We start from the raw sequence: 25386 nt of genomic DNA, 5'->3' as shown, positions 1-25386 counted from the left end.
GCCGTAGCGGCGGGCGACCGTCACCGACTCGCCGGAAGCGCCGCTCACGGGCCCTCAGCCGGAGTACGGTGGGCGGCCGGTGGCGCGGCCTTGCCGTACGAGAGAGATCTTCATGAACGGCGCGTACAAGATCCTCATCGACATCTAGTCTGTGGGCAAAGATCCCCTCCGACCGGGAGCGCTGCGATGGCCGAAGACCCCAGCCCCGAACTGCTCTCCAAGATCGACTTCCAGACGCCGCACGCCGCGCGGATCTGGAACTACTGGATGGGCGGCAAGGACAACTACGAGGTCGACCGGGCCGCCGGTGACGCCGTGGCCTCGGTGTATCCGGACATCGTGAAGATGGCCGCCGAGTCCAGGAAGTTCCTGATCCGCGTCGTCCGCTACCTGGCGGGCGAGGCCGGGATCAACCAGTTCCTCGACATCGGCACCGGACTGCCCACGATGCAGAACACCCACGAGGTCGCCCAGAGCATCAGACCCGAGTCGCGAGTGGTGTACGTCGACAACGACCCGCTGGTGCTGGCGCACGCCCGGGCGCTGCTGGTGAACACCACGCCCGCGGGCGTGACCACGTACGTGAACGCCGACCTGCACGACCCCGAGCTGATCGTCTCCGACGCGCGCAACGTGCTGGACTTCACCAGGCCGGTCGCGGTGATGTTCATGGGCGTGCTCGGCTACGTGGCCGACTACGGCGAGCTGCGCTCGATCGTGAGCCGGGTGATGGACGCCGTGCCGTCCGGCAGCCACCTGGTCATCTGGGACGGCACCGACACCGGCGAGGCGATCAACAAGGGCGGCGCCAAGCTCGCCGAGACCGGGGCCATCCCCTACAACCTGCGTACCCTCGGCCAGCTGGCCGACTGCTTCGAGGGCCTGGAGCTCGTCGAGCCGGGCCTGAGCCCGATCACCGACTGGCGTCCCGACGCCATCCAGGCCCCGCCGATCGACGCGCACGGCGCCGTGGGCCGCAAGCCCTAACGCTTGCGCCCGATCCCGCAGACGGCGTTGACCACGTCCACGGCAGGGCGCGGGCCGGGCGGCGGGCGCCAGTCCGGCGTGGCGACCACGCCGGGCTCCACCAGCTCGAGCCCGTCGAAGAACCGGGCCAACCGTTCGGGGCTGCGCAGCGTGTAGGGGAAGGCGGCGCGCTCGTTGTAGGCCGTGACCGCCGCCACCAGGTTGGGGTTGATGTTCACGCCGTCGGACAGCGCCAGGTAGCTGCCCTGCGGCAGCGCCTCGACGTAGCGGCGGACCAGGTCGCCGATCAGGTCGTCGTCGGGCACCTGCCCGGCGATGCTGAGCATCATCAGCGCGATCGGCCGGGAGAAGTCCAGCGTGTCGGCCGCCCGCGACAGGATCGTGTCCGGGTCGCGCACGTCGGCGTCGATGTAGTCGGTGGCGCCCGCGGGCGCGCTGGTCAGCAGCGCCCTGGCGTGCACCAGCACCAGCGGGTCGTTGTCGACGTAGACGATGCGCGACTCGGGCGCGATGCGCTGGGCCACCTCGTGGGTGTTGTTCGCGGTGGGCAGCCCGGTGCCGATGTCCAGGAACTGCCGGACGCCCGCCTCGGCCACGAGGAAGGTGACGGCCCGCTTGAGGAACTCCCGCTGCAGCAGCGCCACCTGCGCGAAGTCGGGGAACACGCGCAGCAGGTTCTCCCCCGCCTCCTGGTCGGCGGTGTAGTTGTCCTTGCCGCCGAGCAGGTAGTCCCATACGCGCGCGGAATGCGGCTTGCTGGTGTCGATCCTGGCCATCGGGTCGTCCGCGGACATCGGCCCTCCTTACGATCAAGACAACCCTATGCCGCCCGCCGTACCTCCTGGAAGGCGCGGCGGGCGGCGTCCGCTCAGGACGTGGTGATGATCAGGGAGCTGAGGAAGACGTCCTGGGTGCCGTTGTTCTTGGCGCAGGCGGTGTAGTCGCCGGCGCCCTGCCAGTTGTACCAGCCGGTCTGGGTCTGGGCGGCCCACGCGGTGACCGGGCCGGGCGAGCTGGTGCCCGGCACCACGAGGCCGCTCTGCGCCAGGAGCTTGAACTTCAGTCCGGGGCTGTTGGCGTTGCCGCTGGCGTAGACGGAGGTGTCGGCGTGCGCGGCGACGCAGACCTCGCCGCCGGGGTGGACGGTCCTGTTGTAGACGCTGATGCCGCCGGCGAAGGCGGGGCCGGAGATCGTCAGCAGGCCGAGACCTGCGGCGGTGGCGAGGGCGGCACCGGCGGCGAAACGGCGGATGGTCATCGGAGTGCTCCTTCCGTGGTGGTGGATGCCAGGAAGGTAGGCCGCCGGGATAGCCGCTCTTGAGCCCGTTCCGCGCCCACTTCGCGTCCGATCCGCGTCCGCTCACCGGGTGAGCCGCTCCACCAGGCCCGTCAGGCCTCGGGTACGGCCAGCCGTTGCGAGATCCGTAGGTTGGTCACGCATTGAGGAACCGCACCTTCCACAAGGCCGGTTAGCGTGGCCCATATGACGTACCTGAGCTTCGACGACGCGGTGCAGTGGGAGTCCTGGCTGGCCGAGCACCATGAGGAGGCCGGCGACGCCTGGCTCCTCATCGCCAAGAAGGGTTCCGGCAGGACCTCCCCCACCTCGGCCGAGGCGATCGAGGTCGCCCTGTGCTACGGCTGGATCGACAGCCACCGCAGGGGACACGACGAGTCATACTTCCTGCAGCGCTACTCCCGGCGGCGGACCGGCAGCCCGTGGTCGCGGATCAACGTCGACCGAGCCGAGGCGCTGATCGCCGAGGGGAGGATGCGGGCGCCGGGCGAGGCCGAGATCCGGGCGGCCAGGAGCGACGGCCGGTGGGAGTCGGCCTACGCCTCGCAGGCCACGGCCACCGTCCCGGAGGATCTGGCGGCCGCGCTGGCCACCGCGCCCGGGGCCACCGCCGCGTTCGACGCGCTCGACAGGACCGGTCGGTACGCGGTCATCCTGCCGCTGCTCAAGGCCAGGACCCCGGAACGGCGAGCCGTCCTGGTGGCCAGGGCGGTCGAGGCGCTGTCATGAGGTCATGAAGTCCTGCACGTTCTCCTTCGTGGCGACCTTCACCGGCACGTGCACGACCTTCTGCACGTTCCCGCCCTTCGCGACGGACACCGCGCTGACCACGGACTCCTGACCCAGGAGCTTGGGCTGCTGGGCGACCGTGGCCGACATCGTGCCCGCCTGGACCGCCTTGAGCCCGTCGGGCGTGCCGTCGAAGCCGACGACCTTGACCTGGTTGCCCGCCTTCGAACCGAGCGCCTTGATCGCGCCCAGCGCCATCTCGTCGTTCTGGGCGAAGACGCCGGTGATGCCGGGGTTCGACTGCATGATGTTGGTCATCACGTCCAGGCCCTTGGTCCGGTCGAAGTCGGCCGGCTGCTGGGCCACCACCTTGATGTTCGGGTACTTCTTGATCCCGGCGGCGAACCCGGCGCCCCTGTCGCGGGCCGCCGACGTGCCGGGGACACCCTGCAGCACCGCCACCTGGCCCTTCCCGCCGAGCTGCTTGGCCAGCTCGTCGGCCGCCAGCGCGCCGCCCGCCACGTTGTCGGAGGTGATGGTCTGCGCGACCGGGGCCCCGTTGACCCCGCGGTCCACCGCGATCACCGGGATGCTCGACCGGTTGGCCAGCTTCACGGCCGGCGCGGCGGCGTCGGAGTCCACCGGGTTGATGAGGATCGCCTTCATGCCCTGGCTGGTGAAGTTCTGCACCTGGTTCACCTGCTGGGAGGCGTCGTTCTGGGCGTCCGTCGTCGTCAGCGACACACCCAGCTCCTTGGCCTTGGCCTCGGCGCCCGCGCGCAGCTGCACGAAGTACGGGTTGTTCAGCGTGCTGATCGACAGGCCCACCTTGACGTTCCCGCCGCCCGCCACTCCCCCGCCGGCGCCGCCGCCCGATTGGGACGGCGACGAGCAGGCGGCCAGGCCGCCTATCGCGAGCACGGCCGTCGCGACGATCAAGAGCCTCATATCCTGTTCCTTCCTCGCACTGTGTCGAGCAGGACGGCCAGCGCGATCACCGCGCCGATCACGACCTGCTGCCAGAAGGCGGACACCGACAGCAGGTTCAGGCCGTTGCGCAGCACCGCGAGGATGAGCGCGCCGACGAACGTGCCGAACGCCCGCCCCTTGCCGCCCGCCAGGCTCGCCCCGCCGATCACGACGGCCGCGATGGCGTCCAGCTCGTAGCCTGCGGCGGCCTGCGGCTGCGCCGAGGCCAGGCGGCTGGCCAGGACGATCCCGGCCACCGCGGCGAACACGCCGGACAGGGCGTAGGTGATGAGCTTCTGGCCGTTGACGTTGATCCCGGACAGCCGGGCCGCCTCCTCGTTGCCGCCGATCGCGTACATGGCCCGGCCCGAGTACGTGCGGGCCAGCACGACCGCGGTGATGACGCCCATCACGACCATGATCACGACCGGGATGGGGAGGAACGCGCCGATGTTGCCGCCCATGTTGGCGATGGCGTCCGGCATGGGCAGCGGGCTGCCCTGGGAGATCACCAGAGCCAGGCCGCGGGCCACGCTGAGCATCGCCAGGGTCGCGATGAACGGGGGCAGCCTGCCGTACGCGATCAGAACGCCGCTGACCAAGCCGCAGGCCAGCCCCACGGCCAGGGCGAGCAGCGTCGCCGGCGGCCAGGCCAGGCCCGCGGTGCCGGCGGCCCAGCCCAGGCAGATCGCCGACAGCGCGGCCACAGAGCCCACTGACAAGTCGATGCCCGCGGTGATGATCACGAAGGTGACACCGAAGGCCAGGATCGCGGTGACCGCGCCCTGCACGCCCACGTTCAGCAGGTTCGTCAGAGTCAGGAAGTCGGACGACAGCAGCGACAGCAGCACGCACAGGACGACCAGCGCGATCAGGGCGCCGTTCTCCGACAGCCAGGCTCCCGCCCTACTTCTCGACACGGGCGTCCTCCACATCGGCGACGGCCAGCGCCATCACCGAGTCCTGGGTGGCCTCCCGCGCGGGCAGCTCGCCGACCAGACGGCCCCTGGCCATCACGAGGATCCGGTCGCTCATGCCGATCACCTCGGGCAGATCACTCGAGATGATCAGTACGGCGTGGCCGGAGGCGGTCAGCGAGTTGATCAGCTGGTAGATCTCGACCTTGGCGCCCACGTCGATGCCGCGCGTGGGCTCGTCGAGGATGAGCACGCCCGCCTCGGCCAGCAGCCACTTGCCGATCACGACCTTCTGCTGGTTACCGCCCGACAGCGTGCGGACCTCCTGGCCCAGGCCGCTCATCCGGACGCCGAGCTGCCTGGCCATCTCCCCCGCCGCCTTGCGCTGTCCCGCGCGGTCGACGAATCCCACGCGGGTGAAGCGGCCGAGCGTGACCAGGCCCAGGTTCTCGGCCACGTCCGCGCCCAGCACCAGGCCCTGACCCTTGCGGTCCTCGGGTACCAGGCCGAGCCCCGCCTCCATGGCGGCGTGCACGTCGCCGCGCGGCAGCCGCTCGCCGTTCACGGCCACCTCGCCGGAGTCGTAGTGGTCGGCGCCGAACACCGCGCGGACCACCTCGGTGCGCCCGGCGCCGATCAGCCCCGCCAGGCCCACGACCTCGCCCGCGCGCACCTCGAAGGAGACATCGGCGAAGCCGCCTTTTTGGGTCAGGCCGCTCACCTTCAGCAGCGGCTCGCCCGGCGGCTGGGGCTTGCGCGGGTAGTACTGGTCGATCGGGCGCCCCACCATGAGCCTGACCAGCTCGTTCTGGTCCGCCGACGCGGGCACCTCACCCACCGAGCGGCCGTCGCGCAGCACCGTCACCCGGTCGCCGACCTGCGGGATCTCCTCCAGCTTGTGGGTGATGAAGATGATCGCCACGCCCTGCTCGCGTAGCTGCCTGACGATCGCGAACAGCCGCTCCACCTCGTCCGTGGTGAGCACCGCGGTCGGCTCGTCCATGATCAGGATGCGTGCGTTCACGCAGAGCGCCTTGGCGATCTCCACCATCTGCATCCTGGCGATGCCCAGCGTGCCGACCTTGGCCTGCGGGTCGATCGGCAGCCCCACCCGCTCCAGCAACTCCCTGGCCCTGGCGCGCATCCGCCTGACGTCGACCAGCCCGAGCCTGCGCGGCGGGCGGCCGAGGAGCAGGTTCTCGGCCACGCTGAGCTGCGGGACCAGGTTGAACTCCTGGTAGATCGTGGCGATCCCGAGATGCTGCGCGTCGGTCGTGCCCCTGATCTGCACGGTCTTGCCGTCGACGTGGACCACGCCCGCGTCCGGGTGGTACGCGCCCGAGAGGATCTTGACGAGCGTGCTCTTGCCCGCGCCGTTCTCGCCCAGCAGGACGTGCACCTCGCCCTGGTTCAGCGCGAAGTCAACCCCGTCCAGCGCGACCACACCGGGGAACTCCTTGCGGAGGCCCTCGACACGGAGGATCTCGCCGGGCATTGCTCCCTCCGGGCTTGATCGCTGGCAGTGCTGCGGTCATGCCCCGAGGCGTCTCTTGAGACCCTTATGCGGTAGTAAAGGGCGGATAGACGTGCTCGCCCAGATGCCCTGGGGGCAGCACGCAACGGCGTCCGTTCTCCTCGCTCGCGCAGCGCTCGGCTTCTTCACGCTGCGGCAAGGGTTCACGTTCAGTGCTCAGGATCGCCTCCAGGCCCGGTACGGCAGGCCGACGTTACCCCCCACAACCGGGCATACGGTCGCAACCAGGCAACAATCACACCTCTGACCGATCACGCAAACCCAAGTGAACCGTAACCGTGAGTAACACACCTGATGATCTCGCCCGGAGCCGGCGCGGAAACGTCGGGCTGCACAGCGAGGACACGCGGGCCACGGTCGCACGAAGTCATCGAACTGCTTTCCGAATAACCTGCGGGCTCGTCTTCGTTCAGATACTCTCAGTGACGTCATCATCACGTTGCGACTACCCCCCTCGGAGGAGATGATGCGGGTATGGTCCATGTCATGGCGCCGCCACTGGTCGAAATATCGTCCGACGATCAAGACGACCTCGAGCCCAGGTTTCTGGAGCTGTGCGCCCGATGGCCTGATCTCCGGGTCGAGATCATCGACTCGCGGATCGTGGTGAAGAAGGTGCCTACTGGTGTGCACAACACGATCACGTATCACGTGCTGGTCCAGCTGATCCCCCGGCTGACCGAGCTCGGCTGGCTGGCCTGGAACGACATCACAATCTTCCTCGGCCCGCAACAGGACCGCTATCGGCCGGATCTGACCGTTGTCCCTGCGGAGCCTCGCATGTGGGGCAACGATCACGTGTACGCCAACGAGACGAAGCTCGTGGTCGAGGTCGTCTCCGACAGCAGTCGCAGTGACGACAACACCCACAAACCCAGCAGCTACGCCCAGGGAGGCGTACCACTGGTCCTGGTGATCGACACCGTCACCGGCAAGGCACGCCTGCTGAGCGAACCCTCGCCCTCGGGCTACGTTCACCAGCTCGAGGTGGCTCTCGGCGGCAAACTGGACCTTCCCGACCCCTGGAATCTCACCATCGACACGTCCCCGTTCACTCCGTCGCCACAGCCCGATCCACCGCCTCCGGCCTGACGATGCCCATGCTCTGACGCACGTGGCCACTGGCCGTCTTGTGTCCCTGACCAGGCACGTCGCGGTTCAGCTGTATGGCTGGGCCGCGGCGTGCCCGCAGGGTGTACGGCGAGGTGGGGGCGGGCCGGGAGGGGTGGGGAAGTATGATCGGCCAATGACCGAAAAGACCGAAACCGTGCCCGGGTGGCTTGCTCCGGATGAGCTGGAGTCGGTCCGGGGCCGCATGCCGATCCTGTACGTCGACGCCGTGCCCGTGCGCGTCGACGAGACCGGCATCGTGACCCACGTCGGACTCCTGCTGCGCATCGGTTCGGACGGTACGGTCAGCCGCGCCCTCGTCTCCGGTCGCGTCCTGCACCACGAGCGGATCCGCGACGCCCTCCTCCGCCACCTGGAGAAGGACCTGGGCCCCGTGGCGTTGCCGCAGGTGCCGGCGTCACCGCAGCCGTTCACGGTCGCCGAGTACTTCCCGACGCAGGGCGTCACGCCCTACCACGACCCGCGGCAGCACGCCGTGTCGCTGGCCTACATCGTGCCTGTCGCCGGCGACTGCCGTCCCCGCCAGGACGCGCTCGACCTCGTGTGGTTCACGCCGGAGGAGGCCGCCTCGGCCGCCGTACAGCAGGAGATGGCCGGCGGCCAGGGCACCCTCCTCAAGCAGGCCCTCGCCCACGTCGGCTGCCTCACCTGACACCTCTCCAAGCCCATCTCGTACGGCCCGCGCGAAGCACCGCACCGGGCACGTGACGCACCCCATTCACCGTGCGCATGCCACTCACCCCGCATGAAGCACGTCATTCAGCGCGCACGTGACTCACCGCGCGTGAAGCGCCCCATTCACCGGGCAATGCGACCCACCGTGCCTGAAGCGCCCCATTCACTGGGCACATGCCACCCACCGTGCCTGAAGCACATCATTCAGCGTGCGTAAGAGATGCGCGCGAAGCGCCCCGTGAACGGGTGCTGAGCGCCGGGAGGGTGGGGTGGGGCGATCTACGCTGGGCGCTATGTGGTGGGTCGCGCTGGTTGTGATGGGTGGGGTGCTGTACGGGCTACGTCCGCGGCGCGGGCCACTCGATCGCCAACGGACGGCCCGACCTCTACCGCAGCCTGCTGACGGACTTCCTCACGAAAGCCTGGCCGCGGCGTCGGGGACGCTGTTCTCCACCCGCGGCGGCCGCCGGTAGCCCGTGCTCGGCGGCCGTTCCGGCACCGTCAGCCTGGCCCGCCGTACCTTGGTGTAAGGGATCGTCGAGAGCAGGTGGGTGATCATGTTGATCCTGGCGCTGCGCTTGTCCTCGCTCTCGACGTCGTACCAGGGAGCCTCGGGGATGTGGGTGTGGATGAGCATCTCGTCCTTGGCGCGGGAGTACTCCTCCCACCGGGTGATCGACTCCAGGTCCATCCCCGACAGCTTCCAGCGCCGCATGGGGTCATCGAGCCGGGCGTGGAAACGCCGCTCCTGCTCCTCGTCGCTCACCGAGAACCAGTACTTGCGCAGCAGGATCCCGTCCTCCACCAGCAGCCGCTCGAAGATCGGGCACTGGTGCAGGAACCGGGTGTACTCCTCCTGGGTGCAGAAGCCCATGACCCGCTCGACCCCGGCCCGGTTGTACCAGCTGCGGTCGAACAGCACGATCTCTCCCGCCGCCGGGAGGTGGGCGATGTAGCGCTGGAAGTACCACTGCGTCCGCTCGCGCTCGGTGGGCGCGGGCAGCGCGACGATGCGGGCGACGCGCGGGTTGAGGTACTCGGCCACCCGCTTGATCGTGCCGCCCTTGCCCGCCGCGTCACGCCCCTCGAAGATGATGACCAGCCGCTGCTCCTCGGCCTTCACCCACTCCTGCAGCTTGACCAGCTCCCCCTGCAGGCGGAAGAGCTCCTTCTCGTACGGCTTGCGCGGCAGTCGCCCGTTGCCCATACCGCATCATAGGACGAGCGCCGGATGGGCCATCGTCGTGCCGAGCCCGGTGGGCTTGAAGGAGAACCCGCGGGCGCGGCGCAGCTCGGTCTCGGTGTAGCGGGTGCAGGTGCGGTGCCACCGCAGGATGCCGGACATCCAGTCCTTGAGCAGGCCCACGTGCCGGGTGAGCACCTCGTGCGCGTCCGTGTCCAGGCCGTCGAGGAATCCGGGCAGGTCGCGGGCCAGGATGTGCTCGAACTGCGCCATCCGCGCGTTCGCCAGGTCGGCCACGACCTGCGCCGCGCGCCAGCGGTCCACGTCGAGGAAGTGCTGCACGACAAGCACCATGTTGTGCAGGTCGCCGTCGAACTCGACCTCCTTCTGGTAGGAGTACAGGTCGTTGACCAGCGCCGCGTAGTCCTCGGCGGCGGTCTCCAGCTCGTGCAGCACCCGCGTCTCGCGCAGCGCGGGATCAACGGCCTGCCAGCAGGTCAGCCGGGCCAGCGCCATCGTCAGCTCGGAGCCGAACGTGCGCCGGCGCGTCTCGATGTAGTCGATCGGGTCGGGGATGCGGTGCTGCGCCCGGTTGGCCAGCTCCCACAGCCAGCTCTCCAGCATGTCCTCGACGGTCGCGCGGAAGGCCCCGCGCGCCTGGGGCTCCAGCGGCCCGGCGGTACGTGGCCACAGCTCGGCCAGGCCGCGCTCGACCGCGTTGAGCGGCTCGGGCACCGGCTCGCCGTGCAGCGGCATGAACGCGGCCAGCCGCTCGTTGAGCAGCCGGGCGCCTGCCAGGTCGCGGGTGGCGCCGAACGCGGCCGGGTAGTAGTCGTCGGCGTAGGTGCCCCAGGTCAGCCAGTCGGCGGCCAGTCCGAGCCCTTCTGGCGTGGCGTCGGCGTGGATCATCGCGGCGCAGTACGCCAGGTCGTACCCGGCGATCCGCCGCTCGTCCCAGAGCGCGCCGGCGTCCAGGAACCCCGTCCGCCGCGCCCACGCCAGTGCGTCGGCACGGGCGGCGTCCAGGTGCGGGCTGACCCGGAAGTCGTAGGGCATGCGCAGGCCGGGCACGGGCAGCGGGCCGACCGGCTCGAGGGGCAGGTAACGGTACTGGCGGGCCCGGCGGGCGGTGCCGAACACCAGGCCCGACGGGCCCCCGCCGAGCACGGCGGCCTCGTTCATGTACCGGCTCGACCTGATATGCCACTCGTGCCCGCCCGCCTGCCAGTCCTGCAGCCCCTTGGCGTACAGCCCCACTGCGGCCTGCTCGTGCGGCGGCACCCGCCGGTCGGCGAACAGGGCGGGGATCTCGGTCATGGCGGTGTTCTCGAACTGCTGCAGCCGGGAGGTCAGCAGGTCGTTGACCAGGTCGGCCGCCTCCTGCGTGGGCAGGTCGAAGAAGCGCTCGAAGACCAGCACGGCGTTGGAGTTCTCGCCCTCCTCGCGCACCTCCCGCTGGTAGGAGAACAGGTCGTTGCGCAGGTGCACGGCGTCGGCGAAGGTGTCGCACAGAACCCGCACCGGCCTGGTCGCCGCCAGCGCGTCGGGCACCTCGGCCCCCACGGCGTACTCGACGAGGTTGGCCGACCAAGGCGCGCCGCCGACCCGCCGGCGCATCTGGATGTACTCGATCGGGTTGGCGACGCGGCCCCTGTCGATGTTCTCCAGCTCCCACATCGACTCGACCATCAGGTTGTGCGTGCTGGTGACGAAGCGCCGCCGCCAGGCGGCGGACATCGAGGGCACCGTGCGTGCCCACACATCGGCCAGCCCCGCCTCGGCCGGGTTGTCCGGCTCGGGCGGGTCGTCGGACATGAACAGCTCAAGCCGGTCCAGGTGGGCCCTGGCGCCCGCCAGGTCGCGGGAGTGCTTGAACAGTTCGAGGAAGTGGTCGTCGAAGAAGAACACCCACACGTACCAGTCGGTGATCAGGTCGAGGGTGGGCCCGTCGCAGTCGGGATGGGTGTAGCCGCACATCAGCGCGTAGTCCATCGCCTCCAGCGCCGCCTCGTCCCAGACCAGCCCGCCGTCGGGCTTACGCGACGACAGCATGCCCATCCGCTCGGCCCAGGCCATCGTGTGCCGTCTGGCACTGTCCACGTTCGGATTGAGCCGCGCCGGATACGGCGTGTAGAACTCGGGAAGCCGGAACGCCTGCGCCATCATGCCGCCGCTCACGCGACCTCGACGCTTTCCAGGATGCCCAGCGCGTCCGGGACCAGCACGGCGCAGGAGTAGTACGTGGACACCAGGTAGGAGATGATCGCCTTCTCGTCGATGCCCATGAACCGGACCGAGACGCCGGGCCTGTACTCGTCGGTCAGGCCCACCCGGTGCAGGCCGACCACGCCCTGGTCGCTCTCGCCCACCCGCATCACCATCATCGAGGTCAGCCCCTGCGGCGAGACCGGGATCTTGTCGCACGGGAACATCGGCACCCCGCGCCAGGACGTCACCTGGTGCCCGCCGGCGTCCACGGCGGCCGGATACAGGCCGCGGCTGTTGCACTCGTGGCCGAAGGCGGCCAGCGCCTTCGGGTGGGCCAGGATGAACGCCGGGTCCTTCCACACCGTGGCTAGCAGCTCGTCCAGGTCGTCGGGCGTGGGCGGGCCGCTCCTGGTGTGGATGCGCTGACTCAGGTCGGCGTTGTGCAGCAGGCCGAAGTCGCGGTTGTTGACCAGCTCGTGCTCCTTGCGCTCGAGCAGGGCCTCGATCGTGAGCCGCAACTGCTGCTCGGTCTGGTTGATCGGCTCGTTGTACAGGTCGGCCACCCGGGTATGGATGCGCAGCACGGTCTGCGCCAGGCTCAGCTCGTACTCCCGCGGCGCCTGCTGGTAGTCGACGAACGTGCCCGGCAGCGCCACCTCGCCCAGGTGCCCCGCCGACATCGCGATCTCGGCCTCGCCGTCGCCCGGCGGGTCCGTGCGTGCCTCCAGGTGCGCCCGCAGCTCCGGGCTGGCCTCGTGCAGCTCCAGGAAGGCCTGCCTGGACAGGGTCAGCACGGTGCACGAGGTGGCCGCCACGGCCGTGAACCCCCACGCGTGCGCGTCGCCAGTGAGCATCTCGTGGCCCAGGTGGTCGCCGTCGGCCACCAGGCCCGAGGTGGCGGTGTGGCCGTAGGCGCCCTCGGTCTCCTTGGTGATCTTGCCGTGCGCGATCAGCACCACGTCCTGGACCGGCGTGCCCGCCGCCACCAGCGTGTCGCCCGGCTCCAGCTCCCGCTGCACGAAGCGCTCCGCCAGGGCCGCCAGCACGTCGGCGTCGTCCAGGCCGCGCAGCGGCGGCAGCTCGCACAGCTCGGCGGGGATCACCCGGACCTCGGCCCCGGTGTTGGTGAACGTCACCCTGCCGTCGCCCACCGCGTACGTCAGGCGCCGGTTGACCCGGTAGGCGCCGCCCGTGGCCTGCACCCACGGCAGCAGGCGCAGCAGGTGCCTGGAGGTGATCTCCTGCATCTGCGGGACGGTCTTGGTGGTCGTGGCCAGGTTGCGGGCGGCAGCGGTACCGAGGCTGAGCTGTACGGTCTCTGTCATCTACGAGAACACCACCTATCTCTGGATTTCCCTGGGAAGGGCGAAGGTCAGGGTCTCCTGCGTGCGCGTGACGGTCTCCACGTCGGCGTAGCCGCGGGCCGCCAGCCACTCCAGCAGCTCGGCGACCAGGTATTCGGGCACGGACGCGCCGGCGCTGACGCCCACGGTGGCCACGTCCTCCAGCCACGCCTCGTCGGCCTCGGCCACGGTGTCGATCAGGTGCCCGGCGGGCGCGCCCGCCGACAGGGCGACCTCGACCAGGCGCCGCGAGTTGGAGGAGTTGGGCGAGCCCACCACGAGCACCAGGTCGCAGCTGGGCGCCAGCCCGGCGATGGCCTCCTGCCGGTTCTGGCTGGCGTAGCAGACGTCGTCGCTGGGCGGGTCGGCCAGGCCGGGATAGCGCTCGCGCAGCCGGGCGACCGCGGCCAGCGTCTCGTCCACCGACAGCGTGGTCTGCGACAGCCACCCGGCCTTGGCGTGGCGAGGCAGGACGAGCTCGTCCGGTCTGGCCGGGTCGACCACGTGGGTGCGGTCGGGGGCCTCGCCCACGGTGCCCTCGACCTCCTCGTGCTCGGCGTGGCCGATGAGGATCACCTCGTGTCCCGACTCGGCCAGCCGTACGGCCTCCCTGTGGACCTTGGTCACCAGGGGGCAGGTGGCGTCGATCGACCTCAGCCCGCGCTCGGCCGCCTCGCGCTTGACCGAAGGGGCGACGCCGTGGGCGGAGAAGACGACCAGCGCCCCCTCGGGCACCTCGGCCAGCTCCTCCACGAAGATCGCGCCGCGGCGGGTGAGATCGGCGACGACGGAGGTGTTGTGGACGATCTGCTTGCGTACGTAGACGGGTGGGCCATGGCGGCGCAGCGCCTCCTCCACGGTGGCGATGGCGCGTTCGACCCCGGCGCAGTATCCGCGGGGTGCGGCGAGCAGGACGCGTCCCATGAGGTCTCCTCAGCGAGTCCGGTGCGCGATACGGTCTGCCAGTTCGGTGAGCGCGGCCTGCGCCTCGGCGGTGATGCGGGCGTCGGCGAGCGCGGATAAGGCGGTGCCGGCCCGCTCGTCGATCATCTGCTCGACCCGGGCCAGAGCGCCCGTGTCGACGACGATCTGGCGCATCTCGTCGGCGCCCGCGTCGGTGAGCTTGGGGTCGCCGAGCCAGGCCCGCAGGTGCTCGGCCTCGGCGCGCGAGCCGTAGCGCACGGCGTGCGCGATCAGCACGGTCTGCTTGCCCTCGCGCAGGTCGTCCAGGGCCGACTTGCCGGTGACCGCGGGGTCGCCGAACATGCCCAGGATGTCGTCGCGAAGCTGGAAGGCCTCGCCCAGCGGCACGCCGAAGCGGGAGTAGGCCTGGAGCAGTTCCTCGTCGCCCCCGGCCAGGGCGCCGCCGATCTGCAGGGGGCGCTCGACCGTGTACTTGGCCGTCTTGTAGCGGATGACGGTGCAGGCCCGGTCGATGGTGGTGTCGGCGCCGGTCTGCGACATCACGTCCAGGTACTGGCCGGCGATCACCTCGGTGCGCATGGCGGTGAACAGCTCGTGGCCCCTGCTCAGCCGGTGCGGCTCGACGCCGCTGGTGGCGAACAGCTCGTCGGACCAGCCGAGCGCGAGCACGCCCATGAGGATGGCGGCGGCACTGCCGAAGGCGTTGGCGGCCGGGCCGGTGTGCATGCTCGCCAGCGCGCGGTGCACGGTGGGGCGGCCGCGCCGTACCTCGCTGGCGTCCATGATGTCGTCGTGGATGAGCAGCCCCGCGTGGCACAGCTCGAGCGAGGCCGCGGCGCTGATCAGCTCGGCGCAGTCGGCGCCGCCCGCGCCCACCCAGCCCCAGTAGCACAGCAGCGGCCGGATCCGCTTGCCGTCGCCGAGGATGAACTCGCGCAGTACCTGGTGCGCGGCCATCACCTCCGGATCGGTCACCGGAGCGGGATGCGCGTCCAGGAACTGCGCCAGTCTTCGGTCGACCCGGTCGCGGACCGTGCTCATCGACGTCCTCCCCACGTTCCCCACCGCCGACAAACGAGAAGTTATTGATCGACCACACAAAGTTAAAGGGGCATCCTACAGAGTGGAACGGATGATTTGTTCGCGTAACGATTCGGCGGACATTTCGTCAATGAGCGCCGTCAACCCGGGGATCCCTGTCCGCCGACGTCAACGCCATCCTGCAGCAGATCGACCGCGGCGGGATGTCGGCCCCTGCGGATGCGTTGCCGCGAATCGCGAAAAATTCTCAAATTCCGGCGCCGGCGGATATTCGCGTTATGTGGTCACGGCCATGGAGGCCGGGTGCGTCAATCCAGGAAATTTGACGATATAGCGCGGAAATCGCCAAGTACGGCAGGGGCCAAGCTCGACCGTCACTAAGTGTAATATTTACGTGCAGTGGGTAACCACCACACCACCATGGACACGTCGCAGCGGCTGCCGGGCAGTCTCGAAAAGGGGATCATGCTCCTGGCTGCGCTGGGCGAGGCCGGGAGGCCGGCGGGCCTGGTCGAGCTGACCGGCATGACGGGGCTGCCCAAGTCGACCATCCACCGCCTGCTCGCGGTGCTGTGCACGCGGGGGCTGGCCAAGCGGGTGGGCACCAACTACGTGCTGGCGGGCGCCGACCGCGGGCGGATCCCCGGCAGCCGCCTGGCCGTCCTGCCGTACCTGCTGCGGCTGTACGAATCCACCCACGAGACGGTGAACCTGGCGATCCCCCACGGGCTGGAGACCAGGTATGTCGAGCGGCTGTACGGCCTCAACCGGGTCAGGTCGCGCTCCGACGGGGTGGACCGGGCCCCGCTGTACTGCACGGCGATGGGCAAGGTGCTGCTGGCCTTCGACCGGCGCCTGCACGACGACCTGCGGCGCGACGGCACACTCTTACCGCTCACGCCGCGCACGGTCACCCGGCGGGCGCTGCTCGAGCACGAGCTGCGGCTGATCGGGCGGCAGGGCGTGGCCTACGCGCTGGAGGAGTTCACCGAGGGCGTGTCGTGCGTGGCCGCACCGGTGTTCGGGCCCGACGGCCGGGTGTGCATGGCGGTGAGCGTGGCCGGTCGGGCGGCGTCGATCTCGCTACCGCTGGTCACCGACGGCGTGCGCTCGGCCGCCCGGGCCATCACGACCGCACTCTCCGGGTGAACGCGGCGACGGCGCGAAGCGCCGATGGCGAAACGTCCCGAGATGGCCGGTGCGCGGGTAGATGATCAGCCGCCCGCCGGGGATGCGGCCGGCGGTCTGCCTGAACAGTTCCGGACTGTAGGCCAGGTCCCGCTCCCCGCCGATCACCAGCGTCGGCGCGCGGAGGCCGGCCAGCCTGTCGCCCACGTCGAAGGGGTCCTCCGCCTGGGCGAAGCGCAGCATGTCGGTGGGGTTCGCGGGTCGCATCAGCGGGTCGGCCAGCCACATCACGGCGCCCTGCAGGGCCTGACCGAGCGGGGTCCGCCCGGTCAGCGGCGCCTGCAGGTGCGCGCCGCGCCGTCCCGCGGCCACCGCCTCGGTGTAGCGCCGCTGCACCAGCCTGGTCCGCTCGGGCAGCGTGTAGGCGGCCCCGGCGACCACCAGGCTCCTGACCGCGTCCGGGTGGTCGGCCGCCAGCTGCAGCGCCAGCGACCCGCCCGACGACATCCCGAGCACGTCGACCGGCCCGCCGAAGCGCTCTTTCAGCGCCTGCGCGTGGTCGGCCGCGATCTGCGCCATGGTCGTGCCCATCGCCATCCCGGGCGCCCTGGTGACGGCGCACACGCGGAAGTGCCCGGCCAGCGGCCGCATCACCGACAGCTCGACGCGCCGCTCCATCCCCCGCGGATTGGCGTGATGCGGCCCGAACCACCGCAGCACGACCAGCGGATCCCCCTGGCCCAGCTCGTAACAGGGCAGCCCGCGCCCCAGCTCGCCCTCATGGATCTCGTACGGCATGCCGCCCCCGTTCCCTCTGGGCTCCTTCCTCGATTCTGCGCATCGCGAGGCAGAATGGCGGGGCGAGCACCTTGCGATCTCGACGGGAGCCGGCCATGGGATGGACCGCGGCGGACATACCAGATCTGACGGGCAAGACGGCGATCGTGACCGGAGCCTCCAGCGGCATCGGGATGATCGCGGCGGGTGAGCTGGCCCGCCGGGGCGCGGCGACGGTGCTGGCCGTCCGCGACACCGGCAAGGGAGCCGCCGTACGCGACCTGATGGTCAAGGCGGCGCCGCACGCCTCGATCGAGGTGACGCGGCTCGATCTGGCCGACCTGTCCTCGGTCAGGCAGTTCGCCGAGGGCGTGAAGGACGACGTCGACATCCTGGTCAACAACGCCGGCGTGATGGCGCTGCCGTACCAGAAGACCGCGGACGGCTTCGAGATGCAGTTCGGCACGAACCACCTCGGGCACTTCGCGCTGACCGGGCTGCTGCTGCCGCGGCTGCGCGGCGGGCGGGTGGTGACCGTCAGCAGCACCATGCACAAGCGCGGCAGGATGCGCTTCGACGACCTCAACTCCGAGCTCTCCTACCGCAGGTGGGACGCCTACTCGCAGTCGAAGCTGGCCAACCTGCTGTTCGCCTACGAGCTGCAGCGGCGCGCCGGCGAGGCGTTGACGAGCGTGGCGGCGCACCCCGGGTACGCGGCCACGAACCTGCAGGGCGCCGGGCCGCGCCTGTCGGGCAACCGGCTCGAGCAGGCCGGGATGTGGCTGGCCAACCTGCTGTTCGCGCAGAGCGCCGAACGCGGGGCGCTGCCCCTGCTGTACGCGGCCACCGTGCCTGACCTGCCCGGCGGGTCGTACGTGGGGCCCGACGGGCCCGGCGAGGGGCGCGGATACCCGACGATCGTCTCCTCGACGGCGGCCTCCCACGACGAGGAGGCGGCCGCCCGGCTGTGGTCGGTCTCGGAGGAGCTGACCGGAGTGCGCTACTCCTTCGATTGAACTCCTCCCCGACCTGAAGGCCGGAGCACTACGGACGAACCTGGTAGATCAAAACTGTCGGCCGCGTTCGCTACAGTCCTGCCACATTGATCTTCCTCTCGACTGGAGGCCGTGGCTTGGACGTGCGTGAACGCAGCGTGACACGGGTGGTGCCGCCGGTGCAGCCGCGGAAGCTGGCGAAGGTTCCCTTCGTCGAGCTGGCCGACGGGCGGCTGCAGGGAGTCGTGTCGAGCGGGTCCGACATCGAGCGGGTCTACGTCTCCTCGATCGCGGCCGGCACCCACGGCTACACGTGCAGCACCAACAACAACCGGCCCTGCGGCGGGCTGCGCGGCTCGCCCTGCAAGCACCTGACGGCGCTGGCCAACGAGGCGGTCGTGCAGTACGGCCTGGCGCGCGTGGCCCGTTACCTGCGGGTCGAGGTCGCCGAGGACGGCGACCTCATGCGGGCGCTGAGCGGATCCCACGAGCCGGCGCCCGCGGCCGTCGTCTTCAGCCGTTTCCTGCGCCACCTGGCCTACCTCGAGGTGCCTTCGAGTACGGCGCCGCTGCCGGAGATGCAGTGGTTCCCCGCCTCAGGAGGGGTGCGCTGATGATGGGTGTACAGCTCTCCTCGCTGACCGGCGAGATGCCCGCGGGGGTCGGCGAGGCGCTCGAGGTCGTCTCCGGGTTCGACGGGGCGCTGGTGCACGGGCTCGCGCGGCTCGGCGAGGAGCAGGCGGCGGCCTTGACTTCGCTGGCCTCCGCAGTCGCGGGCACGCCCCTGGGGTCGCGCGCGCTCGAGGCGGCGGAGAAGATCGTCGCCGGGTCCGTCGCCGACGAGCACCTGGTCACGCTGGCCGGTGCCCGGTCGGCGCTGCTCGGCGCGGTCCACGACGCCCTCCTGGACCAGCTCGACACGTCCCTCGCCCGCACCCGCTCCTCTTGGGAAGCCGTCGGCTCATCCCCTGCTGTCGCACAGAGCACCCCTGACTCCGCCCCGGTCCCCACCGGGGATACGGGGTCCGCCACGCAGCCGGGTCTCGGCGCGCAGGCGAGCTCTGCCGCGCAGGCGAGCTCCGGCGGGCAGGCGAGCTCCAGCGCGCAGGCCGGTTCCGGCGCGCAGGCCGGTTCCGGCGCGCAGGCCGGTTCCGGCGCGCAGGCCGGTTCCGGCGCGCAGGCCGGTTTTGGCGGGCGGGCTGGGGCGGCGGCATGGCTTCGGGAGGTCGCCATCGCCGGGTGGCGGGGGGTCGACCACGATCTGGTGAGCGCGGCGGATCAGACGATCGAAGCGCTGCTGGGCGATCCTGGGGCGCGGCGGCTGGCCGTACTGCTCGACGGGCTGGCGGCGGAGCTGCGGGCCTCGGCGCCGGTGGCGACGATGGCCGCGATCCCCGAGCGGCGCTGGGGCGACCTGTGGGCACGAGCCGTGCTGCTGACCCACGCACCCGCAGGCGCCTCCGTAGACGCTTCCGGGGGCGCCTCCGCGGGCACTTCCGCAGGCGCCTCCTTGGACGCCTCCGCAGGCACTTCCGGGGGCACTTCCGCGGACGCCTCCGGGGGCACTTCCGGGGGCACTTCCGCGGACGCCTCCGGGGGCGCTTTCGGGGGCGCTTTCGGGGGCGCTTTCGGCGACGGCGAGGTTGTGTCGGGGCGGCTGCTGGTGCTGGGTGTCGATGTCCACGAGCACGCGACGGCCGTTCAGATGCAGGTGCACGGGATCCTGGAGTCCGGCGGCCGGGTGGTGCGGGCGAGCGTGACGGCCGCCAAGGTCGACACGATCGCGGGGCCCGCCGTGTGGTCGCTGCTCGGCGCGTATCCGGTGCTGCTCGGGGCGCTGGCAGGGCACCTGTCGATCGAGATCGACGGGATGGCGCTGCTTCCTGGCGGCGACCTGGTGTGGGACGAGGCGGGGGCGAAGGCGGGCGAGGCCGCCGACCCGTTCGCCACGGCCAGGGTACGGCTGGCGGAGGCGGCCGCCCCGGCGGTGGCGCCGCTGGAGCGGCATCCGGTGCGGATCGCCGAGCCGGTCCTGGTCGAGGGATACAAGGTCAAGGACGGCGTACTCCACCTGGACGGGCACGAGCTGGCGCTCGACCTCGACCGGCTGCCCGCGGCGGGGCCGCTGACGCCCAAGCTGGTGACGGCCTCGACCGCGTGCATCGGGCTGCTGCGCTGGGACGCCGGGTGGCGGCTGCAGCCGCTGGCCGTCCAGGGCAAGTCCAAGGCCGCCCACAATGGTGACCTCGCCCTCCAGGCGGCCAAGGGCGACGCGGTAGCCGTACTCAAGGAACGAGCGGGACGGCTCCTCAGACGATGAACCCCACACCCCACGCACAGACCACCCCCAACACCCCAGGAGAGACCACGCACCCCGAACCCGCCACTACACCCGACCCGAGCCTCGGCGAGCAACCGACAACGACAGCCCCGCACTCCAACGAGGCCAGAGCAGCAGGCGAGAGCTCCGGCGGAGATGTCGAGGCGGCGGGTGGGAGCTCTGGCGGGGATGGCGCGGGGGCCAATCGGCGGCAGGTGTTGTACTGGCGGTTGTTGGCGCGGTTGTTCGGGGCCGAGGAGCAGGCCGCGTTGGAGAGCGCGAGCCTGGCCGTGGTCGAGGACATCGGGCTGCCGGCGGCCGTGCTCGACCCGGGGATCTCGGTCGACAATCTGGTGCAGCGCTTCCCCGAGCTGGCCGCGGAGCTGCGCACGCTGGACGGCCCCGACCAGGTGCGCAACGCCGCGCTGGTGTCCAAGCTGCTGCTGAACGTCTTCGGCACCGGCTCGGGCACCGTCACCGCGACCCAGCTGGCCGGGTGGAAGAGCGACGCCGGCTGGCTGGAGCAGGCCGTCGGCGCCGACTCGGGGCAGCTGGCCGAGATGGAGGGCGACCTGGTCAGGCGGATGCACCTGCGCGAGGTGCTCGCCGACCCGTCCCTGGCCAAGCAGCTCACGCCGAGCATGTCGCTGGTCGAGCAGCTGCTGCGGGACAAGGCGAACCTGTCGGGCGTGGCGCTGGCCAACGCCAAGGCGTTGATCCGCCGCTACGTCGACGAGGTCGCCCAGGTGCTGCGCACGCAGGTGGAGAAGGCCACCGCGGGTGAGATCGACAGGTCCATCCCGCCCAAGCGGGTTTTCAGCAACCTCGACCTCGACCGGACCATCTGGAAGAACCTCACCAACTGGTCACCCGACGACCAGAAGCTGTATGTGGACCGGCTCTTCTACAAGCAGACCGCCCGCCGCACCACCCCCGCGCGGCTGATCGTGGTGGTCGACCAGTCGGGCTCGATGGTCGACTCGATGGTCAACTGCACGATCCTGGCCTCGATCTTCGCCGGGCTGCCCCGGGTGGACGTGCACCTGATCGCCTACGACACCCGCGCGATCGACCTGACGCCGTGGGTGCACGACCCGTTCGAGGTGCTGCTGCGCACGAAGCTGGGCGGCGGCAATGACGGCCCGGTCGCGATGGCGATGGCCCAGCCCAAGATCGCCGATCCGCGCAACACCGTGATGGTGTGGATCTCCGACTTCTACGAGTTCGACCGGTCACAGCCGCTGTTCGACGGCATCACCGCCGTGCACAGGTCGGGCGTCCGGTTCATCCCGGTCGGCTCGGTCAACAGCTCCGGCCAGGCCGAGGTGAACCCCTGGTTCCGCCAGCGGTTCAAGGACCTCGGCACCCCGGTCATTTCCGGACACATCAACAAGCTCGTCCACGAGCTCAAGAACTTCCTCACCTAGGAGACGCCAGTGCTGCGCGCCCCCGCAGAAGTCAAGTACGCCGAAGAGCTCGACTACCTGGAGTCGATCGACGACGGCCCCAAACCGTTCTCGTGGCGGCTGAGCCCGCGCATGGTGCGGATCTTCGTGCTCGGCTCCGAGCGCGCCGACGGCCTGGAGCGGGAGATCCCGCAGAAGTGGTTCGGCGACCGCAGCTTCGTCGAGCGCTCCATCGTCACGCTGGCCTCCGACCGCGGCCTACTGCTGATCGGCGATCCCGGCACCGGCAAGAGCTGGCTGGCCGAGCTGCTCGCCGCCGCCATCTGCCGCAACTCGACGCTGGTGGTGCAGGGTACGGCCGGCACCACGGAAGACCACATCAAGTACTCGTGGAACGTGTCGATGGTCATCGCCAAGGGCCAGTCGCGCGAGTCGATGATCCCCTCGCCCATCATGACCGCGATGGAGGGGGGCGTGATCGGCCGCTTCGAGGAGCTGACCCGCTCGACCAGCGACGTGCAGGACGCGCTGATCTCGATCCTGTCGGAGAAGTACGTCTCGATACCCGAGCTCGATGACGACAACATCGTGTTCGCCGAGCCCGGTTTCTCCATCATCGCCACGGCCAACAGCCGCGACCGCGGCGTCAACGACCTGTCGTCGGCGTTGAAGCGGCGCTTCAACTTCGTGCGCATCCCGGTCGTCACGAACAAGAAGAGCGAGGCGGAGATCGTCCGATTCCGCACGTCCGAGCTGCTCAGGCGGCACCAGATCGACCTGGACCTGCCGCCCACGCTGCTGGACATCCTGCTGCAGAGCTTCGCCGACCTGCGGGCCGCGGCCGACTCGGCCACCAGCGACGACGAGCGGTTGGAGTCGGCGCTGTCGACCGCCGAGCAGATCGGCGTGCTGGAGGACGCGATCCTGCACAGCCACTTCTTCGGCGACCGGACGCTGCGGGCGCAGACCCTGGCGGGTTCGCTGGTCGGGTCGCTGGCCCGCCGTACTCCTGAAGACCTGGCGATACTCAACAAGTACTGGCACGGAGTGGTCGAGCCGCGCAGCAAGAAGGACGGCGGCGAGTGGCCGGCCTTCCTCGAGGGCGGCCGTCAGGCGATCTCGACGCTCTCATGAGCCCCTTCGAACCCCTGCGCGAGCAGCTGCGCGACGCTGCGGCGGCGTTCGGCGCCGGCCTGGTCGACGACGTCGAGCAGGCGCTGGACGCCGAGCTGGAGATCTTCCCCGTCTGCCACCACTCCCCCGCCTCGGCGCTGGCCATGGTGCGCAGGCTCAGGGAGAAGCAGCCCAAGGTCATCTACCTGGAGCTCTGCGAGGACCTGCGGCCGCTGCTCGAGGAGCTGCGCACCTGCAAGCTGCCGGTGGCGCTGCAGGCCTTCGCGACCGAGGTGGACGGCTTCCCGCAGGAGTGGGCGCCGCTGAGCGTGATCGCGCCGATCACCGAGTCCTCGGCCGAGTACCAGGCCATCGCCTACGCCCTGGACACGCCCGGTGTGGAGATCGTGCTGGTCGACCGCTCGGTAGACCACGTCTTCCAGTGGGAGCCGCGCGACGGCGACGTCGCCATCGAGATCGGCGACCTGCGTCCCGGCTTCGCCGCGCTGGAGGAGCACCTGCTCCACCACGGCAAGGTCAGGCACTGGTCGGAGTGGTGGGACCAGTACGTCGAGCAGCCGCTGTCCGGCGCGGACTACGAGACCTACCGCCAGGTCATGGTGATGGTCGGCAGCCTCTTCCGCCGCCTGCGGCCCGAGGGCAACCAGGTCGACGAGGACCGCGAGCGGTACATGTGGACGCGGATGCGCGAGCACCTGGCCGCGACCGGCGCCGACCCCGACACCTGCCTGTACGTGTGCGGCGCCTTCCACGCCGCCAGCCCGGTCATGCGCGAGCACCTGGACATCAGCCCGCGCAGCGCCACGAAGTGGCTCTACGGGCTCATCCCCTCCAGCCACTCGGCGATCGAGGCCCAGTTCGGGCTGGCGCCTGGCTCGGTCTCGATCGCCGCGGCCACCTGGGACAAGGCGGTCAAGCGCACCGGGCTGGCGCCGTTCCGCCTGGGCGGCAAGGGCAAGCCGCTGGGCCTGCCCGCGCCCGACGCCGAGGTCGAGGACCGGCTCTCCGGCTTCCTTGCCCAGCCGCCCGCGCTGGACGGCTTCGACGAGGCCGAGCTGCTCGGCTGGTGCGTCGACCTGGTACGGCTGGCGCGGCGCAACGGCTACCTGGCCTCCACGGCCGACGCCATCGCCGTCTACGAGACCTCGATCCTGCTGGCAGGGATGCGCGGCAGGAAGCGGCCCACGCCGTACGACTTCCAGGACGCGGCGGTCACCTGCATCGAGAAGGACGTCGTGCCGGGGCGGCGCGACGTGCGGCGGCTGTGCGAGATCCTGCTGGGCGGCGACCGGTACGGCGAGGTCGGCTACGAGTCGCTGCCGCCGCTGGCCCGCGACGTGTTCGACCGGCTCGAGCCGCTCGGGCTCGACCTGACCAAGCGGACGATCCACCGGGCGCTGCTCGACCTGGCCGCCGAGCCGGAGCTGGAGCCGTGCTCGCGGGTGCTGTGGATGCTGCGCTACCTGCTGCCCGACGAGGCGGTCCGGCCGATCATGGGGTCGCGGCGGCTGGGCGAGCGCTCGATCCAGGAGAGCTGGGACCTGGCGCTCGGCAGGCACCAGCGCTCGATCATCGAGCTCGGCTATGAGGGTGTCACCCTGGAGCAGGTGCTCGAGCAGCGGCTGCGCAAGGCCGTCTGGTCGCCCAAGGCCACGGCCGCGACCGCGCTCGAGGCGGTCGAGGACTCGATCCTGTACCTGGGCGGCTCGCGCTTCACCGACGAGCTGGGCGCGCGGGCGGTCGAGCTGCTTGCCGCCGAGCGGACCGTGGACGAGGCGCCCGAGGTGCTGCGGCGGATCCGGCGGCTGCTGGCCTACTACTCCTCCGGGCTGCCCGGGTGGTGCGAGGACTTCGTCACCGCCGGATATGCGCACTACTGCACGCTGCTGCCCAGCGCGTTCGTGTCGGAGGACACCGGGGTGCGGCAGGTCGCGGCCATGCTGGGGTTCCTGTTCAGCATGGAGAGCCTGGCGCTGACGCTCGGCTGCGATCGGACGCAGCTGGAGCTGGCGGTCAAGCAGTCGCATCCCCAGGCGCCCGCCAAGGTGGCGCTGCTGTGGGGCGCCCAGTCGCAGCTCGGGCTGCTGCCACTGGCGGAGCTGCGTGACCGGTGCGCCGAGCTGCTGGCCAATCCGCTGGTGGTGCCGTCGTTCCCGCTGTACATCACCGGGTTCGTGCAGGCGCTCGAGCCGGTGCCTTCGCTGGCGCCGTTCGTGGTGGAGGTGCTGTCGCGGGCGTTCGCGGAGCTGCCGGATCCCGTGCTGCTGCCGTGGCTGCCCAGGCTCCTGGGGACGCTGCGGGATCAGGCCGGGGAGCTGGTGCCGGTGCTGGTGCGGGAGGCGGGGCGGACGTTCCCCGCGGGCCTGGGCGCGCTGGATGCCTGGGTTCCGCCCTGGGAGCGGCCCGCCGCCGGGAACGCCGCGGGGGCACCTGCCATCGCATCTGCCCGGGCGGTGTCCGGGCCGATTGCCGACCTTCTCACGACATTTCCGGCGGCCACGGAGGCGATCGCGTCGCTCCTGGGCTGCGACCCCACCGCGTGGGCCGCGCCAGGGACGAGCGAGGAGGTGGGTGCCGAGATCGGTGCGGCCAGGGCGCTGGTCTCCCGGCATCCCGAGGCCGCCGAGGCGATCGCCCACCTGCTCGCCCCGGGGCTCGCGCGTCAGAAGGTGGAGTAGGCCTGGAGGA

22 protein-coding genes are annotated in these 25386 nt (G+C 70.6%); 11 read left to right on the top strand and 11 right to left on the bottom strand.

All coding sequences use genetic code 11. The features are described from left to right. Nucleotides 1–186 precede the first annotated feature (186 nt). Nucleotides 187–987, top strand: coding sequence for an SAM-dependent methyltransferase (locus ACIBHX_RS02520; RefSeq protein ID WP_397063491.1), 801 nt, complete (start codon nucleotides 187–189; stop codon nucleotides 985–987). Here ACIBHX_RS02520 and ACIBHX_RS02515 read toward each other — a convergent pair. Together ACIBHX_RS02515 and ACIBHX_RS02510 are read right to left on the bottom strand one after the other, a co-directional pair. After that, complete coding sequence (locus ACIBHX_RS02515; RefSeq protein ID WP_397063490.1) at nucleotides 984–1781, bottom strand: SAM-dependent methyltransferase; 798 nt, start codon at nucleotides 1779–1781, stop codon at nucleotides 984–986. The two genes, ACIBHX_RS02520 and ACIBHX_RS02515, sit on opposite strands and share 4 nt — an antisense overlap. A gap of 74 nt (nucleotides 1782–1855) precedes the next feature. Further along, nucleotides 1856–2245, bottom strand: a complete 390-nt coding sequence (locus tag ACIBHX_RS02510; RefSeq protein ID WP_397063489.1) for a hypothetical protein — start codon at nucleotides 2243–2245, stop codon at nucleotides 1856–1858. A 225-nt stretch (nucleotides 2246–2470) separates the two neighbouring features. On the opposite strand from ACIBHX_RS02510, the gene ACIBHX_RS02505 reads away from it, so the two are divergent. Beyond that, nucleotides 2471–3013 (top strand): YdeI family protein, encoded by a 543-nt coding sequence (locus tag ACIBHX_RS02505; protein ID WP_397063488.1) that lies wholly within the window; start codon nucleotides 2471–2473, stop codon nucleotides 3011–3013. Here the strand turns inward: ACIBHX_RS02505 and ACIBHX_RS02500 are convergent. The 3 genes from ACIBHX_RS02500 to ACIBHX_RS02490 are packed head-to-tail and all read right to left on the bottom strand — an operon-like array spanning nucleotide 3008 to nucleotide 6394. Further along, nucleotides 3008–3961: a D-ribose ABC transporter substrate-binding protein gene (locus ACIBHX_RS02500; RefSeq protein WP_397063487.1), complete on the bottom strand. Its 954-nt coding sequence runs from the start codon at nucleotides 3959–3961 to the stop codon at nucleotides 3008–3010. The two genes, ACIBHX_RS02505 and ACIBHX_RS02500, sit on opposite strands and share 6 nt — an antisense overlap. Next, on the bottom strand, nucleotides 3958–4902 hold the full coding sequence (locus ACIBHX_RS02495) for an ABC transporter permease (protein ID WP_397063485.1): 945 nt from the start codon (nucleotides 4900–4902) through the stop codon (nucleotides 3958–3960). The genes ACIBHX_RS02500 and ACIBHX_RS02495 overlap by 4 nt, the downstream gene beginning before the upstream one ends. Further along, the gene (locus ACIBHX_RS02490) at nucleotides 4889–6394 is read right to left on the bottom strand and encodes a sugar ABC transporter ATP-binding protein (RefSeq protein WP_397063484.1); all 1506 of its coding nucleotides are present in this window, start codon (nucleotides 6392–6394) and stop codon (nucleotides 4889–4891) included. The genes ACIBHX_RS02495 and ACIBHX_RS02490 overlap by 14 nt, the downstream gene beginning before the upstream one ends. A gap of 525 nt (nucleotides 6395–6919) precedes the next feature. Here ACIBHX_RS02490 and ACIBHX_RS02485 point away from each other — a divergent pair. Together ACIBHX_RS02485 and ACIBHX_RS02480 are read left to right on the top strand one after the other, a co-directional pair. After that, a complete protein-coding gene (locus ACIBHX_RS02485; protein WP_397063482.1) occupies nucleotides 6920–7525 on the top strand; it encodes a Uma2 family endonuclease in 606 nt (201 codons plus the stop codon). Between the two features lie 154 nt (nucleotides 7526–7679). Further along, nucleotides 7680–8216 carry an NUDIX hydrolase family protein gene (locus ACIBHX_RS02480; RefSeq protein WP_397063480.1) on the top strand — a complete coding sequence of 179 codons (537 nt, stop codon included), beginning with the start codon at nucleotides 7680–7682 and terminating at the stop codon, nucleotides 8214–8216. A 435-nt stretch (nucleotides 8217–8651) separates the two neighbouring features. Here ACIBHX_RS02480 and ppk2 read toward each other — a convergent pair whose 3' ends face one another. From ppk2 to ACIBHX_RS02455, 5 genes are read right to left on the bottom strand one after another with little or no spacing between them, the layout of a single operon-like run. Continuing rightward, on the bottom strand, nucleotides 8652–9446 hold the full coding sequence (gene ppk2 / locus ACIBHX_RS02475; RefSeq protein ID WP_397063479.1) for a polyphosphate kinase 2: 795 nt from the start codon (nucleotides 9444–9446) through the stop codon (nucleotides 8652–8654). A gap of 6 nt (nucleotides 9447–9452) precedes the next feature. Beyond that, nucleotides 9453–11600, bottom strand: coding sequence for a germacradienol/geosmin synthase (locus tag ACIBHX_RS02470; protein ID WP_397063477.1), 2148 nt, complete (start codon nucleotides 11598–11600; stop codon nucleotides 9453–9455). After that, complete coding sequence (locus ACIBHX_RS02465; protein ID WP_397063475.1) at nucleotides 11597–12955, bottom strand: family 2B encapsulin nanocompartment shell protein; 1359 nt, start codon at nucleotides 12953–12955, stop codon at nucleotides 11597–11599. The genes ACIBHX_RS02470 and ACIBHX_RS02465 overlap by 4 nt, the downstream gene beginning before the upstream one ends. 15 nt (nucleotides 12956–12970) lie before the next feature. Then, complete coding sequence (locus tag ACIBHX_RS02460) at nucleotides 12971–13897, bottom strand: 4-hydroxy-3-methylbut-2-enyl diphosphate reductase (RefSeq protein WP_397063474.1); 927 nt, start codon at nucleotides 13895–13897, stop codon at nucleotides 12971–12973. A gap of 9 nt (nucleotides 13898–13906) precedes the next feature. Next, nucleotides 13907–14938 (bottom strand): polyprenyl synthetase family protein, encoded by a 1032-nt coding sequence (locus ACIBHX_RS02455; RefSeq protein WP_397063472.1) that lies wholly within the window; start codon nucleotides 14936–14938, stop codon nucleotides 13907–13909. A 420-nt stretch (nucleotides 14939–15358) separates the two neighbouring features. Between ACIBHX_RS02455 and ACIBHX_RS02450 the strand changes: the two genes are divergently transcribed. Beyond that, nucleotides 15359–16087 (top strand): IclR family transcriptional regulator, encoded by a 729-nt coding sequence (locus tag ACIBHX_RS02450; RefSeq protein WP_397063470.1) that lies wholly within the window; start codon nucleotides 15359–15361, stop codon nucleotides 16085–16087. On the opposite strand, the gene ACIBHX_RS02445 is transcribed toward ACIBHX_RS02450, so the two are convergent. After that, nucleotides 16022–16864, bottom strand: coding sequence for an alpha/beta fold hydrolase (locus ACIBHX_RS02445; RefSeq protein WP_397063468.1), 843 nt, complete (start codon nucleotides 16862–16864; stop codon nucleotides 16022–16024). The genes ACIBHX_RS02450 and ACIBHX_RS02445 overlap by 66 nt on opposite strands. A gap of 95 nt (nucleotides 16865–16959) precedes the next feature. Between ACIBHX_RS02445 and ACIBHX_RS02440 the strand changes: the two genes are divergently transcribed. The 6 genes from ACIBHX_RS02440 to ACIBHX_RS02415 all read left to right on the top strand — a co-directional run bounded on the left by ACIBHX_RS02440 (nucleotide 16960) and on the right by ACIBHX_RS02415 (nucleotide 25376). Beyond that, nucleotides 16960–17859: an oxidoreductase gene (locus tag ACIBHX_RS02440; protein WP_397063466.1), complete on the top strand. Its 900-nt coding sequence runs from the start codon at nucleotides 16960–16962 to the stop codon at nucleotides 17857–17859. Nucleotides 17860–17981: 122 nt separating this feature from the next. Further along, entirely contained in the window at nucleotides 17982–18452 is a 471-nt protein-coding gene (locus ACIBHX_RS02435; protein WP_397065002.1) for a hypothetical protein, read from the top strand. After that, nucleotides 18452–20158, top strand: coding sequence for a hypothetical protein (locus ACIBHX_RS02430; protein WP_397063465.1), 1707 nt, complete (start codon nucleotides 18452–18454; stop codon nucleotides 20156–20158). The genes ACIBHX_RS02435 and ACIBHX_RS02430 overlap by 1 nt, the downstream gene beginning before the upstream one ends. A gap of 233 nt (nucleotides 20159–20391) precedes the next feature. Then, nucleotides 20392–21585: a VWA domain-containing protein gene (locus ACIBHX_RS02425; protein ID WP_397063463.1), complete on the top strand. Its 1194-nt coding sequence runs from the start codon at nucleotides 20392–20394 to the stop codon at nucleotides 21583–21585. A gap of 9 nt (nucleotides 21586–21594) precedes the next feature. Continuing rightward, entirely contained in the window at nucleotides 21595–22698 is a 1104-nt protein-coding gene (locus ACIBHX_RS02420; RefSeq protein ID WP_397063462.1) for an AAA family ATPase, read from the top strand. After that, nucleotides 22695–25376 carry a DUF5682 family protein gene (locus ACIBHX_RS02415; protein WP_397063460.1) on the top strand — a complete coding sequence of 894 codons (2682 nt, stop codon included), beginning with the start codon at nucleotides 22695–22697 and terminating at the stop codon, nucleotides 25374–25376. The genes ACIBHX_RS02420 and ACIBHX_RS02415 overlap by 4 nt, the downstream gene beginning before the upstream one ends. The last annotated feature ends 10 nt before the right edge of the window (nucleotides 25377–25386 follow it).

The sequence above is a fragment of the Nonomuraea sp. NPDC050536 genome (assembly GCF_044457685.1).
Classification (GTDB): Bacteria; Actinomycetota; Actinomycetes; order Streptosporangiales; family Streptosporangiaceae; genus Nonomuraea.
This window is presented reverse-complemented; position numbering and strand designations above follow the sequence as displayed.